Genomic DNA, 13,788 nt, shown 5'->3' with positions numbered 1-13,788 from the left:
CGGTCAGCGCCCCGCGGCGTCGACGAGCACGGCGAGCGCCGAGGCCAGCCGCTCCAGCCCCGGGCCGGCGGGTCCGCCCGGCTCGGTCATGTACGTGTCCCGGCGGATCTCCACCATCAGCGCGCTCACCCGGGGGTCCCTGCCGTAGAACTCCAGGGGCACGTACGTCCCCCCGAAGGGGCTGTCGAGTCCCGTCTCCCCGCAGTGGGCGAACGCCTCCCGGGCCGCCGCCAGCAGCCCGGGCGGGGTGTGGAAGGGGTCGGTGCCGAGGCAGACGGGCGGCCGGGGCCCCGCGCCGTGCAGTTCGTAGGGCAGGGCGGCGGTGGGGTAGGAGTGCACGTCCACGACGACGGCCCGGCCGGTGGCGGCCAGCCGGTCGGCGACGGCGTCCGTCATGGCCCGCGCGTACGGCCGGAAGTAGCGTTCGACGAGCGGCTCGGGGTCGGTGTCCGCGGGCCGCAGGACCTCCCGGTGCGTGGTCCGCGTGTAGACGGCTCCCATCCCCACGGACAGCATCTCCTCCCGCTCGTCCGGGAACCGCTCCGGGTCGACGACCAGCCGCGACAGCCGGTTGACGAACCGCCACGGGGCGAGGGCGCACCGCTGCGCCGCCGCGGCGGCCAGTTCGGCCGTGTGGGCGTCGGTGATGTGGTCCAGCTCCCGCTCCAGCGCGGCGTCGTCGAGGACGATGCCGGCCCGTACGCCGGCCGGGATCGCCCGCGCGGAGTGCGGCACGTGCAGGATCACCGGGGAGGCGTCGGCTCCGGGCAGCAGCTCGAAGGAGGACGGCACGCTCAACGGCCCTGTTCCCGGCGGCGCAGCAGCGCCGTCAGGTGGTGCTGCAACGGCTGTCCGACCGCCGCGAGGTCGTGGACGAACGTGAGGGTGCCGTCGTCGGTCAGGGTGTAGCGGCGCCGGGTGGCGGTGACCTCCTTGGCGGTGGGGGTGAGCGCCACGTCGTCGGTGGCCAGGTCGACGGTGCCGGGCGCCGCGCGGCCGACGGCGATCTCCGCGATGCCGGTGGGCTGGGTGATCAGGGCCTCCACCCGGCCGTCGGGCTGCAGCCGCCACCAGCCGCTCTCCCGGGCCGCCGGACGCAGCGGCGCCCTGTCGGCGTCCAGCAGCCAGGCCCGGGCCTCGTAGCGCAGGAACGGGCGGCCGTCGTGCGTGAAGACGACCTCCTGCGCGTACGCGAAGTCCTCGTCGAGCGTCGGGTAGCCGCCCTCTCCCCGGCCGTACCAGGTGCCCAGCAGGCCGAGCACCGGCGCGAGCAGGGCGTGCGGCGCGGGTGCCTCGTCCGGCCCGTGGGCGTCGGGGTACGGGTGCTCGGGTGCGGTGTCGGACACGGGTGCGCTCCTCGGGGTCGGTCCGGTGCCGGGGCCAGCCTAGGCCGCACCCCGCGCGATGCCGTCCACATCCTCACTGTCAGACCCGTCCCCTAGCCTCCTTGCCATGACCGTCCACGAGCTCTCGCGCACCGAAGCCCGCCGCATCGCCGTACGCGCGCAACTGCTGGACGCCTCCCGTCCGGCCGGGCTGCTCGACGTGGTGCGGCGGTTGACCCTGCTGCAGATCGACCCCACCGCCGCGATCGCGCCCAACGCGGACCTGGTCGTCTGGAGCAGGCTCGGATCGTCGTACGACACCGCCGAGCTGACCGGCGCCCTGGAGAAGCGGACGCTGCTGGAGCTGCAGGCGATGGTCCGGCCGGCCGAGGACCTCGCGCTGTACCGGGCGGAGATGGCCGAGTGGCCCGAGCGGGGCACGCCGTCGTCGTGGCGCGAGTACCACCGCACCTGGGTGGCGGCCAACGACGCGTGCCGCCGGGACCTTCTCGACCGGCTCGGCCGCGAGGGACCGCTGCCCTCCCGGGCGCTCCCGGACACCTGCGTCACGCCGTGGAGGTCGAGCGGCTGGACCAACCACCGCAACGTCACCAAGCTGCTGGAGCTGATGGTGCAGCGCGGCGAGGTCGCCGTCGCCGGACGCGCGGGCGGCGACCGCCTGTGGGACCTGGCCGACCGGGTCTACCCCGGCACGCCGCCCGTCCCCGTCGAGGAGGCGCTGCGCCTGCGCGACGAGCGCCGGCTGCGCGCCCTGGGCATCGCCCGCGCCCGGGGACCGGAGTGCCAGGTGGAGCCGGCGGACGTGGGCGAGGCGGGCGAGCCGGCCGTCGTCGAGGGCGTGCGCGGCACCTGGCGGGTGGACCCCGCGCAGCTCGGGCAGCCCTTCGAGGGCCGGGCGGCCCTGCTGTCCCCCTTCGACCGGCTCGTCCACGACCGCAGACGCACCACCGAACTCTTCGCGTTCGACTACCAGTTGGAGATGTACAAACCGGCCGCCAAGCGCCGCTGGGGCTACTTCGCGCTGCCGGTCCTGTACGGCGACCGGCTGGTCGGCAAGCTCGACGCCACCGCCGACCGCAAGTCCGGCGTCCTGCGCGTGCACGCACTGCACGAGGACGAGCCGTTCACCGGAGCCATGCGCGCCGAGGTCGGCCGCGAGATCGAGGACCTGGCGCGCTGGCTGGAGCTGGAGCTCGACCCGGCCACCCCGTCTCACTGACCGAGCGGTTGCCGCGCCGGCGCGATCGTGCACTGGACGTGCACGTCCAGGAGAGAGTGCCGGCAGCCGACGACCGGGACGGTGTCGACGAGCACGCGGTAGGTCGTCGTGGTCCCGCAGCCGATCCGGCCCGGCCCGATGTGCAGCTCGCCGTCGCGGATCCAGGCGGGCGGCGACTGGGCGGCCGGCGGCCGGGACTCGGTGTCGAGCAGCTCCGCGTAGGGCACGGCGAGCCGCACCCGGAACGGCTCGCTGCGGTCGAAGGCGCTGCTGGCTATGTCCCGGCGGCCCGGGTTGGTGAGGACCACCGTCACCAGGTACGGCTCGGTGAGCGGGGTGCCGTTGCGCCGGATCTCCAGACACCCGTCGATGGGCTGCACCAACGGGGCGTGCTCGACCGTGCAGTTCAGGCGCCGTCGGGGGTGCGCCGCGCGGAACGCGGCCCAGATCGCGCCGCAGCCCACCAGCACGGCGACCGCGACCCCGGCCGCCGTCCAGAAGGTCTCCGTGGCGTACCAGGGGCCGGACGCCACGGCCCGGGCTGAGGAAACGTCGTACACGGGCACCCCCTTGGCCCCTCGGCCGGTCGGTCAGCGGCGGCGCGGAAAGCCGTCGCCGGCCGCGCCGAGGAACGAGCTCCACCCACGCGGCGAGAACACGAGCGCCGGCCTGCCGGTGTCCTTGGAGTCCCGCACCGCGACGACCCCGCCGACGACGGCGACCTCCACACACGCCCCGTTGCCCGAACTGCGGCTGCTCCTGCGCCAGTTCGCGCCCTCCAGGTCGGCCCGCGGCGGTCGCCGGCCGTGCTGCGCGCTCATGATGCCTGCATCTCCCTCATGATCTGCTCCAGGGTCGCGGGGGTGTCCTGCGGGTCGGGAGCGGCGGCCCGCACCAGGTCGAAGGTCTGGATGAAGGTGCGCACGTCGCGCTCCTTCTCCAAGTAGACGTTGCCGGCGATGGAGTTGACGTAGACGACGGTGGGTGCGTGCGTCTCGAACTCCAGCAGCGAGAACATGCCGGCCAGGGCCGCGTGCGCGCCCTTGGCGGTCGGCATCACCTGGATCGTCACGTTCGGCAGGGAGGTCACCTCGATCAGGTGCTCCAGCTGGGCCGCCATGACCGCGCTGCCGCCGACCGGGCGGCGCAGCGCGCTCTCCTCCACCACCACCCACAGCTCCAGCGGATCGGGCTCGCGGGTCAGCAGCGCCTGCCGCTCCTTGCGGAAGCGCACCAACTGGTCCACCTCGTACGGCTCGTTGGGGCGCACGGCGGCGATCACGGCCCGGGCGTAGTCCTCGGTCTGCAGCAGACCGTGCACGAACGTCGGCTCGTACGACCTCAGCACGCGGGCGTCGGCCTCCAGACCCGCGTAGGTGGCCATGCCGGAGGGCAGCACCTCGGCGTAGTGCGCCCACCAGCCCTGCTGCTGGGCGTCCTTGTGGATCTGCAGGACGGTCTCGATGCGCACCGGGTCGCTGACGCCGTACCACTCCAGCAGGTCCCGTACGTCGCGTGCCTTGATGGGGGCCTGGCCGGTCTCCACCCGGCTGATCTTGGACATGGAGCACTCCAGATGGGCCGCCGCGTCCTCGATCCGCTTGCCCGCGTGTTCCCGCAGGCGCCGCAGCTCGGATCCGAGCTGGCGCCGCCGTACCGTCGGGCCGCCGGCCGTGGCCATCGCCTCACCCCTCGCAATCGGCAGCGCCTCGCTCTTGCTGTACGCAAGTGTGCCCCGCCGAGAACTCCCTTGCACCCACGGGAGCATGAACCGAGACGTTTGGCTCACGCAATTGCGTGGAGGAAGTCCCTCTGCCCGCAACGCGACCGCCCCGGCCGGTGGTTGTCCCGGCCGGGGCGGCGGCAGACGGCGAGCGGCGTCAGCTCAGGGACGCGAGCGCCTCGTTCCAGGTGGCCGACGGGCGCATGACCGCGGCGGCCTTGGCGGGGTCGGGCTGGTAGTAGCCGCCGATGTCGGCCGGCTGCCCCTGCACCGCGAGGAGCTCCTCGACGATCTTCTGCTCGTTCGCCGCGAGCGACTCGGCGAGCGGCGCGAAGGCCTTGGCCAGGTCGGCGTCGTCGGTCTGCGCGGCCAGCTCCTGCGCCCAGTACAGGGACAGGTAGAAGTGGCTGCCGCGGTTGTCGATGCCGCCGACGCGACGGGTCGGGGACTTGTCCTCGTTGAGGAAGGTCGCCGTGGCGCGGTCGAGGGTGTCGGCGAGGACCTTGGCGCGGGCGTTGCCGGTGGCCGTCGCGTACTGCTCGAAGGAGGGCACCAGGGCGAAGAACTCACCGAGGGAGTCCCAGCGCAGGTAGTTCTCCTTCACCAGCTGCTGTACGTGCTTGGGCGCGGAGCCGCCGGCGCCGGTCTCGAACAGGCCGCCGCCCGCCATCAGCGGGACCACCGACAGCATCTTGGCGCTGGTGCCCAGCTCCAGGATGGGGAAGAGGTCGGTGAGGTAGTCACGCAGCACGTTGCCGGTCACCGAGATGGTGTTCTCGCCGCGGCGGATGCGCTCCACCGACAGCTTGGTCGCCTCGACCGGGTTGAGGATGCGGATGTCCAGACCCTCGGTGTCGTGCTCCGGCAGGTACTGCTTGACCTTGGCGATCAGGTTGGCGTCGTGCGCGCGGGTCTCGTCCAGCCAGAACACCGCCGGGTCGCCGGTGGCGCGGGCGCGGGTGACGGCCAGCTTCACCCAGTCCCTGATCGGCGCGTCCTTGGTCTGGCAGGCGCGGAAGATGTCGCCGGCGGAGACGGCCTGCTCGATGACGACGTTGCCCTTGTCGTCGACCAGGCGGACGGTGCCGGTGGCCGGGATCTCGAAGGTCTTGTCGTGGGAGCCGTACTCCTCGGCCTTCTGCGCCATCAGGCCGACGTTCGGGACCGAGCCCATGGTCGACGGGTCGTAGGCGCCGTTGGCCTTGCAGTCCTCGATCACGGCCTGGTACACGCCCGCGTACGAGGAGTCCGGCAGGACGGCGAGGGTGTCGGCCTCCTGGCCGTCCGGGCCCCACATGTGGCCGGAGGTGCGGATCATGGCCGGCATGGAGGCGTCGACGATGACGTCGGAGGGCACGTGCAGGTTGGTGATGCCCTTGTCGGAGTCGACCATGGCCAGCGCCGGGCCCTCGGCCAGCTCGGCGTCGAAGGAGGCCTTGATCTCGGCGCCCTCGGGCAGCGCCTCCAGGCCCTTGTAGATGCCGCCCAGACCGTCGTTCGGGGTCAGGCCGGCCGCGGCGAGGGTCTCGCCGTACTTCGCGAACGTCTTCGGGAAGAAGGCGCGCACGACGTGGCCGAAGATGATCGGGTCGGAGACCTTCATCATCGTGGCCTTCAGGTGCACCGAGAACAGCACGCCCTCGGCCTTGGCCCGGGCGACCTGCGCGGTCAGGAACTCGCGCAGCGCGGCCACGCGCATCACGGAGGCGTCGACGACCTCGCCCGCCAGGACGGGGACGGACTCGCGCAGCACGGTCGTGGAGCCGTCGTCGCCGACCAGCTCGATGCGCAGTGAACCGGCCTCGGAGATCACCGCGGACTTCTCGGTGGAGCGGAAGTCGTTCTCGCCCATGGTGGCGACCTCGGTCCTGGACTCGGCCGTCCAGGCGCCCATGCGGTGCGGGTGGGTCTTGGCGTAGTTCTTGACCGAGGCCGGGGCGCGGCGGTCGGAGTTGCCCTCACGCAGGACCGGGTTCACGGCGGAGCCCTTGACCTTGTCGTAGCGGGCCTGGATCTCCCGCTCCTCGTCCGTCTTGGGGTCGTCCGGGTAGTTCGGCAGCGCGTAGCCCTGCGCCTGCAGCTCGGCGATGGCGGCCTTCAGCTGCGGGATCGACGCCGAGATGTTCGGCAGCTTGATGATGTTGGCCGCGGGCGTCTTGGCCAGCTCGCCCAGCTCGTGCAGGGCGTCCGGGATGCGCTGGTCCTCGGTCAGGTACTCCGGGAACACGGCGATGATGCGCCCGGCCAGCGAGATGTCCCGCGTCTCCACAGAGACACCCGCCTGCGAGGCGTACGCCTGGACCACCGGCAGGAAGGAATACGTCGCCAGGGCCGGGGCCTCGTCAGTGTGCGTATAGATGATGGTCGAGTCAGTCACCGGGTGCTCCGCTCCACGTCTGCAACATTGCTCGACATCAAGATATCTCGTGATCGGGGGCGGCTCGACAGGGGTCCGTGCAACCAAAGGCCCGACCGGGCGGTCATGGATGTAGATCGTGCAACTGATCGTCGACGGCCGGACCTGACCACCCGGCCGCCCGAACGAAGGCTGACCATGAGATATCGCACCAGAGTGACGGCCCCGGCGGCCGTCCTGGCCGGCACGGCCGCGGCAGTGACCATCGGGGGAACCGCGCACGCCACCGCGGGGGGCACCGGCGCCGAGACCCTCGGCGACCCCGTCTTCCCGACCCTCGGCAACGGCGGCTACCGCGTCTCGGCCTACCGCCTCGACCTCGCCTACGACGCCACGACCAGGCTCGTCGAGGCCACCGCCACCCTGCGGATCCGCACCACCGAGGCCCTCACCCGCCTCTCCCTGGACGCCCTGGGCCTGGACATCCGCTCCGTGCGCGTCGCCGGCCGCACCGCAGCCTTCGAGCAGGCGGACGCGAAGCTGCGCATCACCCCCGCCCGCCCCCTGCCCGCCGGGGCCCGGGTGACGATCTGCGTCGCGTACGGCGCCGATCCGGCCCGCAGCCTGCCGTACACCGCCTGGGTCGTCACCCCCGACGGCTTCGCGGTCTGCCCGCAGCCCAACGCGGCGCACACCGTCTTCCCCTGCAACGACCACCCCTCCGACAAGGCGGACTTCACCTTCCGCGTCACCGTCCCCGACGGCCTGCGCGGGGTCGCGGGCGGTATGCCGGCCGGCACCGAGCGCCTCGACGGCGGCCGCACGGCGTACACGTACGTCTCCCGCGAGCCGATGGCCACCGAACTGGTGCAGATCACCGTCGGCGACTACGTCGTCGTCGACCGGCAGGGCCCGAACGGCCTGCCGCTCAGGGACGTCGTGCCGCGCGCCCGGGCCGCCGCGCTGGAGCCCGCGCTCGCGCTGACGCCCGGGCTGGTGGAGTGGATCGAGCAGCGGCTCGGGGCGTTCCCCTTCGAGACGTACGGCCTGCTGCCCTGCAACTCCGACAGCCCGACCGCGTTCGACTTCACGGGTCTGGAGACGCAGACCCTCACCCTGTACAAGCCGAACTTCCTGCTCCAGGAGGAGAAGAAGATCGGCTCGCACATGATGCACGAGCTGGTGCACTCCTGGTTCGGCAACCTCGTCAGCCCCGCCACCTGGGCCGACCTGTGGCTCAACGAGGGCCACGCGGACTACTACGGGCTGCTGTACCGCTACGAGCGCGGCTGGACCGACTCCCTCGGCTACAGCACCTTCGAGGACCGCATGCGCTACACCTACGGCCTCGGCGACCAGTGGCGGCGCGACTCGGGCCCAGTCGCCGCGCCGAACGCCGTCAACCTCTTCGACAGCCAGCGCTACACCGGCGGCGTCCTGGTGCTGTACGCGCTGCGCCGGCTGGTCGGCGAGGACGTCTTCCACGCGATCGAGCGCCGCTTCCTCGACCGGTACCGCAACTCCTCGGCGACGACGGACGACTACATCGCCGTCGCCTCGGAGGTCTCCGGGCAGGACCTGACCGGTTTCCTGCGGGAGTGGCTCTACGGCACCACGACCCCGCGGATGCCCGGCCACCCGGACTGGACGGTCACGCCGGCGAACCCGGCACCGGCCTCCCCGCACAGCCGCCGGGACGGCCACTGGCACGACAACTCCGCCACACTCTGACCCGTCAGTCGCGGCGGGCGGCGCTCGCGTCGCCCGCCTCCTTGAGGGTGCGCTGCTGCGGGATCACCACCGAGCCCTGCTGCAGCGCCACGGTCCGGGCCGGCGCCGGAATGCTGATGCCCTCCGCGCGGTAGCGCCGGTGCAGCCGCTTGACGAACTCGTGCTTGATCCGGAACTGGTCGCTGAACTCGCCGACGCCGAGGATCACCGTGAAGCCGATCCGGGAGTCGCCGAAGGTGTGGAAGCGCACCAGCGGCTCGTGGTCCGGGACCGCGCCGGCGATCTCCGTCATCACCTCGGAGACCACCTCGCAGGTGACCCGCTCGACGTGGTCCAGGTCGCTGTCGTAGGCGACGCCGACCTGGACCGTGATCGTCAGCTTCTGCTCCGGGCGCATGAAGTTGGTCATGTTCGCCTTCGCCAGCTCCCCGTTGGGGATGACGATCAGGTTGTTGGACAGCGCGCGGACCGTCGTCTGGCGCCAGTTGATGTCCTCGACGTACCCCTCCTCGCCGCTGCTGAGCTGGATGTAGTCGCCCGGCTGCACGGTCTTGGAAGCGAGGATGTGGATGCCCGCGAACAGGTTGGCGAGGGTGTCCTGCAGTGCCAGCGCGACCGCCAGACCGCCCACGCCCAGGGCGGTGAGCAGGGGCGCTATGGAGATCCCCAGCGTCTGCAGCACCACCAGGAAGCCGATCGCCAGCACCAGCACCCGGGTGATGTTCACGAAGATCGTGGCCGACCCGGCGACCCCGGAGCGGGACTGGGTGACCGCCCGCACCAGACCGGCGATGACCCGAGCCGCGGTCAGCGTCACGACGAAGATGAGGACGACGGTCAGCACCTGGTTGACGTGGCTCTGCACCGTTCTGGTCAGCGGCAGCACCCCGCCCGCGGCGGCGGCGCCGCCCACGATCGCCGCCCACGGCACCACCGTGCGCAGCGCGTCCACGATGACGTCGTCACCGCTCCAGCGCGTACGTCCGGCGTGCCCGGCCAGCCAGCGCAGCAGCATGCGCAGCAGGAATGCCGCCAACAGACCGCAGGCGAGGGCGATTCCGGCCAGGACCAGGTCGTCGACGGTGAGCGCTCGGTTCACCGGTTACCTCCAATTCGGGATGTGCAGTCGTTCATCCTGCCTCATCCGCACGGGCGTTCGCGCCGCGCGCCCGCCGGACGGAGCGGGTGAAGCTGTCAAGTTGCTGTCGATGAACGGACCTTGGCTTCCGCTGCGCCTCGCCACGGACTTGGCTGCTGCCCGGCTCCCCGCACGTCGACTTCCGGACCACCACCCCCCCCATCGGAAGGCAGGCACTGTGCACCAGGAATCGCTCGACTACCTCGTCATCGGCGCCGGTCCGGCGGGCCTCCAGCTCGGACAGCAGCTGCAGACCGCGGGCCACCCCTACCGCATCCTGGAGAGCGGCAGCACACCCGGCACGTTCTTCCGCACCTTTCCCCGCCACCGGCAGCTGATCTCCACCAACAAGGTCCACAACGGCACCTCGGACCCCGAGCTCAACCTCCGCATGGACTGGAACTCCCTGCTCTCCCCGGACCCCGAGCTGCTGTTCACCCGCTACAGCAAGCGCTACTTCCCGCCCGCCGACGACTTCGTGCGCTATCTCGCCGACTACGCCGAGGCGTTCAAGCTGGACATCGCCTACGACACCCGGGCGGTCCGCATCGCGCGCGACGCGGACGGGTTCACCGTCACCGACCAGCACGGCGGCGTGCACCGCGCCCGCCGTCTGGTCATGGCCACCGGGGTCTCCCTGCCGCGGATCCCCGACATCCCCGGCATCGAGACGGCCGAGCAGTACGCGTCCGTCTGCGTCGACCCCGAGGACTTCACCGACCAGCGCGTGCTCATCCTCGGCAAGGGCAACTCCGCCCTGGAGACCGCTGACAACCTTGTCGAGACGGCGGCCGTGATCCACGTCGCCGGCCCGCACGCGATCCGCCTCGCCTGGAACACGCACTACGTCGGCCATCTGCGCGCCGTCAACAACAACTTCCTCGACACCTACCAGCTCAAGTCCCTCAACGCCCTGCTGGACGGCCATGTCCTGGGCATCGAGCGGGAGGAGGGCGGCGGCCGCTACCGCGTCCGGTTCAGCTTCTCCCGCGCCGACGAGGTCGTGAAGGAGCTCACCTACGACCGGGTGATCGTGTGCACCGGGTTCCGCTTCGACGCCTCGGTGTTCGCACCGGAGTGCCGGCCCGCACTCGTCATCGACGACCGGTTCGCCGAGCTCACCCCCGCCTACGAGTCCGTCAACGTGCCCGGCCTGTACTTCGCCGGCACCCTGATGCAGCAGCGGGACTTCAAGAAGTCCACCGGCGGCTTCATCCACGGCTTCCGGTACGCCGTCCGGGCGCTCGGCCGCATCCTCGACGAACGCCACCACGAACGGCCCTGGCCGCACCGCCCGCTCGCCACCGACCCGGCCGCCCTGGCGGACGCCGTCGTCGCGCGCGTCAACCGCAGCTCCGCGCTGTGGCAGCAGTTCGGCGTGCTCGGCGACCTGGTCGTCACCGAGGGACCGGACGCCCGCTACCACGAGGAGGTGCCCGTCGCCTACGCGCACGAGAGCCGACTCACCGAAGGCCGCGACTACTTCACCGTCACCCTGGAGTACGGGCCCGACCACGACAAGGTCGACCCCTTCGACATCACCGTCCGGCGCACCGCGCAGAACTCCGTCGACGACGCCTTCGACGCCTCCTATCTCCACCCCGTGATCCGCCACTTCCGCGACGGCACCCTCCTCGGCACCCAGCACCTGGCCGAGAACCTGGAGAACGAGTGGGACCACCCGGACGTCCACCACGCCCCGCTCGCCGCGTTCTTCGCCCGTGAACTGGGGCGCGAGCGGGCCGCGGAGACGACCGGCGCGGGGCGGTGAGACGGCCGTGATGCTGAGCGTCAGGGATTTCGAGAGCGCCGCCCGCGACCGACTCGACCCCGTCCACGCCGACTTCATCGCCGGCGGGGCCCGCGACGAGATCACCGTACGCGCCAACGAGGAGGCGTTCACCCGGCTTCGGCTGCTGCCCCGGGTGCTGCGCGGCGCCGCCGTACCGGACCTGGACGTCACCCTCTTCGGCGGACGGGCCCGGATGCCGGTGCTGCTCTCGCCGACCGCCTTCCACAGACTCGTCGACGCGGAAGGGGAGCCGGCCACCGCGCGGGCCGCTGCCGCCGCAGGGGCGATCATGATCGCGAGCATGGCGTCCACGGTCGCCGTCGGCGAGGTCGCCGCCGCGGCCCGCGCCGCCGCCCCGCCCGGCGAACCGGTGCCCCTGTGGTTCCAGCTCTACCTCCAGCCCGACTGGGAGATCACCGAGGCCCTGGTGCGCCGCGCCACCGACGCGGGCTGCTCCGCCCTCGTCGTCACCGTCGACTCCCCGGTGCTCGGCGCAAGCGAGCGCAACCGGCGCAACGGCTTCCACGACCTGCCCGCCGGCCTGCGCTGCGAGAACCTCGTCGACCTGCGGGACGGCGAGAGCGGCCACGTCCGGCAGATCGCCATGTCACCGGAGTTCTCCTGGCAGCACATCGACCGGCTGCGTGCGATCACCTCCCTGCCGGTCCTGCTCAAGGGCGTCCTGCACCCCGAGGACGCCCGCCTGGCCGTCCGCCACGGCGTGGCCGGCCTGCTGCTGTCCAACCACGGAGGCCGTCAACTCGACTCCGTCCCGGCCACGTTGGAACTGCTGCCGGAGATCGTCGCCGCCGTGGCCGGACGGATCCCGGTGCTGCTCGACGGCGGGGTGCGCCGGGGCACCGACGCGGTCAAGGCGCTGGCCCTGGGCGCCCGGGCGGTGGGCATCGGCCGCCCCGTGATGTGGGCGCTGGCCGCCGACGGGGAGAAGGGCGTACGGCGGCTGCTGGAGCTGCTGCGCGAGGAGATCGAGGACGCGCTGGCCCTGTGCGGGGCGGCCGGCCTCGCGGAGCTGACGCCGGATCTGGTCCGCCCGGCCTGGTCGGGCCGGCTGTTCGGCGGAGCGGCCTCGTGAGCGCCGCCGGCTGGATCACCGGCGCCGCCCTCCTCGCGCTGGTGGCGAGCCTGCCGTACTGGCTGCCGCGCGCGGTGGTCGCGCTGCGGGTGCGCATCTTCGCGTGGGTCAACGGCGAGGAGGGCATCCCCGCCCCCGGCCGCGAGGTACCCGCCGAGGAGTTCAAGCAGGTCTACGGCCATCCGGCGGCCGGCGGACGCAGCCGCGGCGCCGCCCTGTCCGACCTGTTCTGGTACTGGCTCTCACCCGGCCCCGAGGTCCACCAGGAACACCTGGAACCCGGCCCCCGCTACGACGACGTCGCCCGCACCACCCGGCAGATCCTCGCCGGGCCCTCCCGCGCCGAGTGGACCGAGCTGGTGGGCCGGTGCACCCGCCGCGTCCTGGACGGACTCGACGGCCACGCGCGCGTGCACCACGTCCGGCTGCGCGACCTGATGATGCCGGTCTGGGCGGAGGTGTACTACGAGGTCGTCTTCCACGAGCCGTGCCCCCGCACGGTGCGGGACCTGATCGTGGGCAACGCCGACGACGTGGTCAGCGCCCTGAAGTGCACCCGGCTGCGGCACATGGACCGCCGGGCCCGCCTCACCGCCTACCTCGGCGACCGGCTCGCCCACGACCCGCCGCCGGTGCCCCTGCCCGCGCTGCTGACCGCGCCGGAGCGGGCGTACTACCTCCAGGGCACCTTCTTCAACACGGCCGTGGTGCAGATGTCCGAGGCCATGGCACATCTGCTGCTCGCCCTCGCCACCCACCAGGACGTGCAGGAACGGGCGGCGGCGGGCGGCGACCCGGAGTACCTCGACCACGTCGTCGACGAGACCCTCCAGCACTTCCCGCTGTTCGGCGTGGCCCACCGCATCACCACGGACGCCATCCCGCGCCCGGGCCGGCCCGCCATCCCGGCGGGCTCGGTGCTGCTGTTCAACTACCCCGAGTACCAGCGCTCCGGCACGGCCGGGGCCGGCCGCTTCGACCCCGACCGGTGGCTGCGCAGGGAGACCCGTCCCACCGCCTCCATCCCCTTCGGGGTCGCCGCCAACCGGCCCTGCCCGGCCCGCGGGTTCGCCGTGCTGACGATGCGGGTCGCCGCCGCGGAGGTGCTGCGGAGGTTCCGGCTGGAGTCCGCCGCCGAGCACACCCGCTCGCTGCCCAACCGCGGCCCCTGCCTGCTGCTGCCCCGCACGGACACCCGCCGTCCCCGGCTGCGGCTGGCGGCCATGCGGCTCGCCGACCACTGGGCGAACGTGCCCCGCAGCCTCACCCAGCTCGTCCTCGGCAGCTACATGGTGTGGGACGCCCGCCGGCAGGGCCTGTGCCGCCGCTACTTCGCCCAGGCGCCCGGCGGTTCGTCGCCGTCCGTCGTCGGCAGCCGGTGAAGGGGGCG

At 72.4% G+C, this 13,788-nt stretch carries 12 protein-coding genes; 5 read left to right on the top strand and 7 right to left on the bottom strand.

All coding sequences use genetic code 11. The annotated features are described in order from the left end of the window. Positions 1-3: 3 nt before the first annotated feature. A complete protein-coding gene (locus tag ACYF6T_RS02600; protein ID WP_461693015.1) occupies positions 4-798 on the bottom strand; it encodes an N-formylglutamate amidohydrolase in 795 nt (264 codons plus the stop codon). Next, the gene (locus ACYF6T_RS02595) at positions 795-1,346 is read right to left on the bottom strand and encodes a heme-binding beta-barrel domain-containing protein (protein ID WP_461693014.1); all 552 of its coding nucleotides are present in this window, start codon (positions 1,344-1,346) and stop codon (positions 795-797) included. Before ACYF6T_RS02595 ends, ACYF6T_RS02600 begins: the two co-directional genes overlap by 4 nt. A 106-nt stretch (positions 1,347-1,452) precedes the next feature. Between ACYF6T_RS02595 and ACYF6T_RS02590 the strand changes: the two genes are divergently transcribed. Continuing rightward, the gene (locus ACYF6T_RS02590) at positions 1,453-2,565 is read left to right on the top strand and encodes a DNA glycosylase AlkZ-like family protein (RefSeq protein ID WP_461693013.1); all 1,113 of its coding nucleotides are present in this window, start codon (positions 1,453-1,455) and stop codon (positions 2,563-2,565) included. Here the strand turns inward: ACYF6T_RS02590 and ACYF6T_RS02585 are convergent. The 4 genes from ACYF6T_RS02585 to ACYF6T_RS02570 all read right to left on the bottom strand — a co-directional run bounded on the left by ACYF6T_RS02585 (position 2,559) and on the right by ACYF6T_RS02570 (position 6,665). Continuing rightward, entirely contained in the window at positions 2,559-3,125 is a 567-nt protein-coding gene (locus ACYF6T_RS02585; protein WP_461693011.1) for a hypothetical protein, read from the bottom strand. The two genes, ACYF6T_RS02590 and ACYF6T_RS02585, sit on opposite strands and share 7 nt — an antisense overlap. A gap of 30 nt (positions 3,126-3,155) precedes the next feature. Beyond that, the gene (locus ACYF6T_RS02580) at positions 3,156-3,386 is read right to left on the bottom strand and encodes a DUF397 domain-containing protein (RefSeq protein WP_461693010.1); all 231 of its coding nucleotides are present in this window, start codon (positions 3,384-3,386) and stop codon (positions 3,156-3,158) included. Further along, a complete protein-coding gene (locus ACYF6T_RS02575) occupies positions 3,383-4,246 on the bottom strand; it encodes a helix-turn-helix domain-containing protein (protein ID WP_461693009.1) in 864 nt (287 codons plus the stop codon). Before ACYF6T_RS02575 ends, ACYF6T_RS02580 begins: the two co-directional genes overlap by 4 nt. A gap of 199 nt (positions 4,247-4,445) precedes the next feature. Next, entirely contained in the window at positions 4,446-6,665 is a 2,220-nt protein-coding gene (locus ACYF6T_RS02570; protein WP_461693008.1) for an NADP-dependent isocitrate dehydrogenase, read from the bottom strand. A 177-nt stretch (positions 6,666-6,842) separates the two neighbouring features. Here ACYF6T_RS02570 and ACYF6T_RS02565 point away from each other — a divergent pair, with 177 nt between their 5' ends. Next, positions 6,843-8,375, top strand: coding sequence for a M1 family metallopeptidase (locus ACYF6T_RS02565; RefSeq protein WP_461693006.1), 1,533 nt, complete (start codon positions 6,843-6,845; stop codon positions 8,373-8,375). Between the two features lie 4 nt (positions 8,376-8,379). Here the strand turns inward: ACYF6T_RS02565 and ACYF6T_RS02560 are convergent, their stop codons facing one another. Then, positions 8,380-9,474: a mechanosensitive ion channel family protein gene (locus tag ACYF6T_RS02560; RefSeq protein ID WP_461693005.1), complete on the bottom strand. Its 1,095-nt coding sequence runs from the start codon at positions 9,472-9,474 to the stop codon at positions 8,380-8,382. 217 nt (positions 9,475-9,691) lie between these two features. Here ACYF6T_RS02560 and ACYF6T_RS02555 point away from each other — a divergent pair, with 217 nt between their 5' ends. From ACYF6T_RS02555 to ACYF6T_RS02545, 3 genes are read left to right on the top strand one after another with little or no spacing between them, the layout of a single operon-like run. Further along, entirely contained in the window at positions 9,692-11,284 is a 1,593-nt protein-coding gene (locus ACYF6T_RS02555; protein ID WP_461693004.1) for an NAD(P)-binding domain-containing protein, read from the top strand. A gap of 10 nt (positions 11,285-11,294) precedes the next feature. Further along, the gene (locus ACYF6T_RS02550) at positions 11,295-12,398 is read left to right on the top strand and encodes an alpha-hydroxy acid oxidase (protein ID WP_461693241.1); all 1,104 of its coding nucleotides are present in this window, start codon (positions 11,295-11,297) and stop codon (positions 12,396-12,398) included. Then, complete coding sequence (locus tag ACYF6T_RS02545) at positions 12,395-13,780, top strand: cytochrome P450 (RefSeq protein ID WP_461693003.1); 1,386 nt, start codon at positions 12,395-12,397, stop codon at positions 13,778-13,780. Before ACYF6T_RS02550 ends, ACYF6T_RS02545 begins: the two co-directional genes overlap by 4 nt. The last annotated feature ends 8 nt before the right edge of the window (positions 13,781-13,788 follow it).

The organism is Streptomyces sp. 7R007, assembly GCF_054850255.1.
The sequence above is the reverse complement of the archived record's forward strand: the minus strand, read 5'-3'. Positions and strand labels throughout refer to the sequence as shown.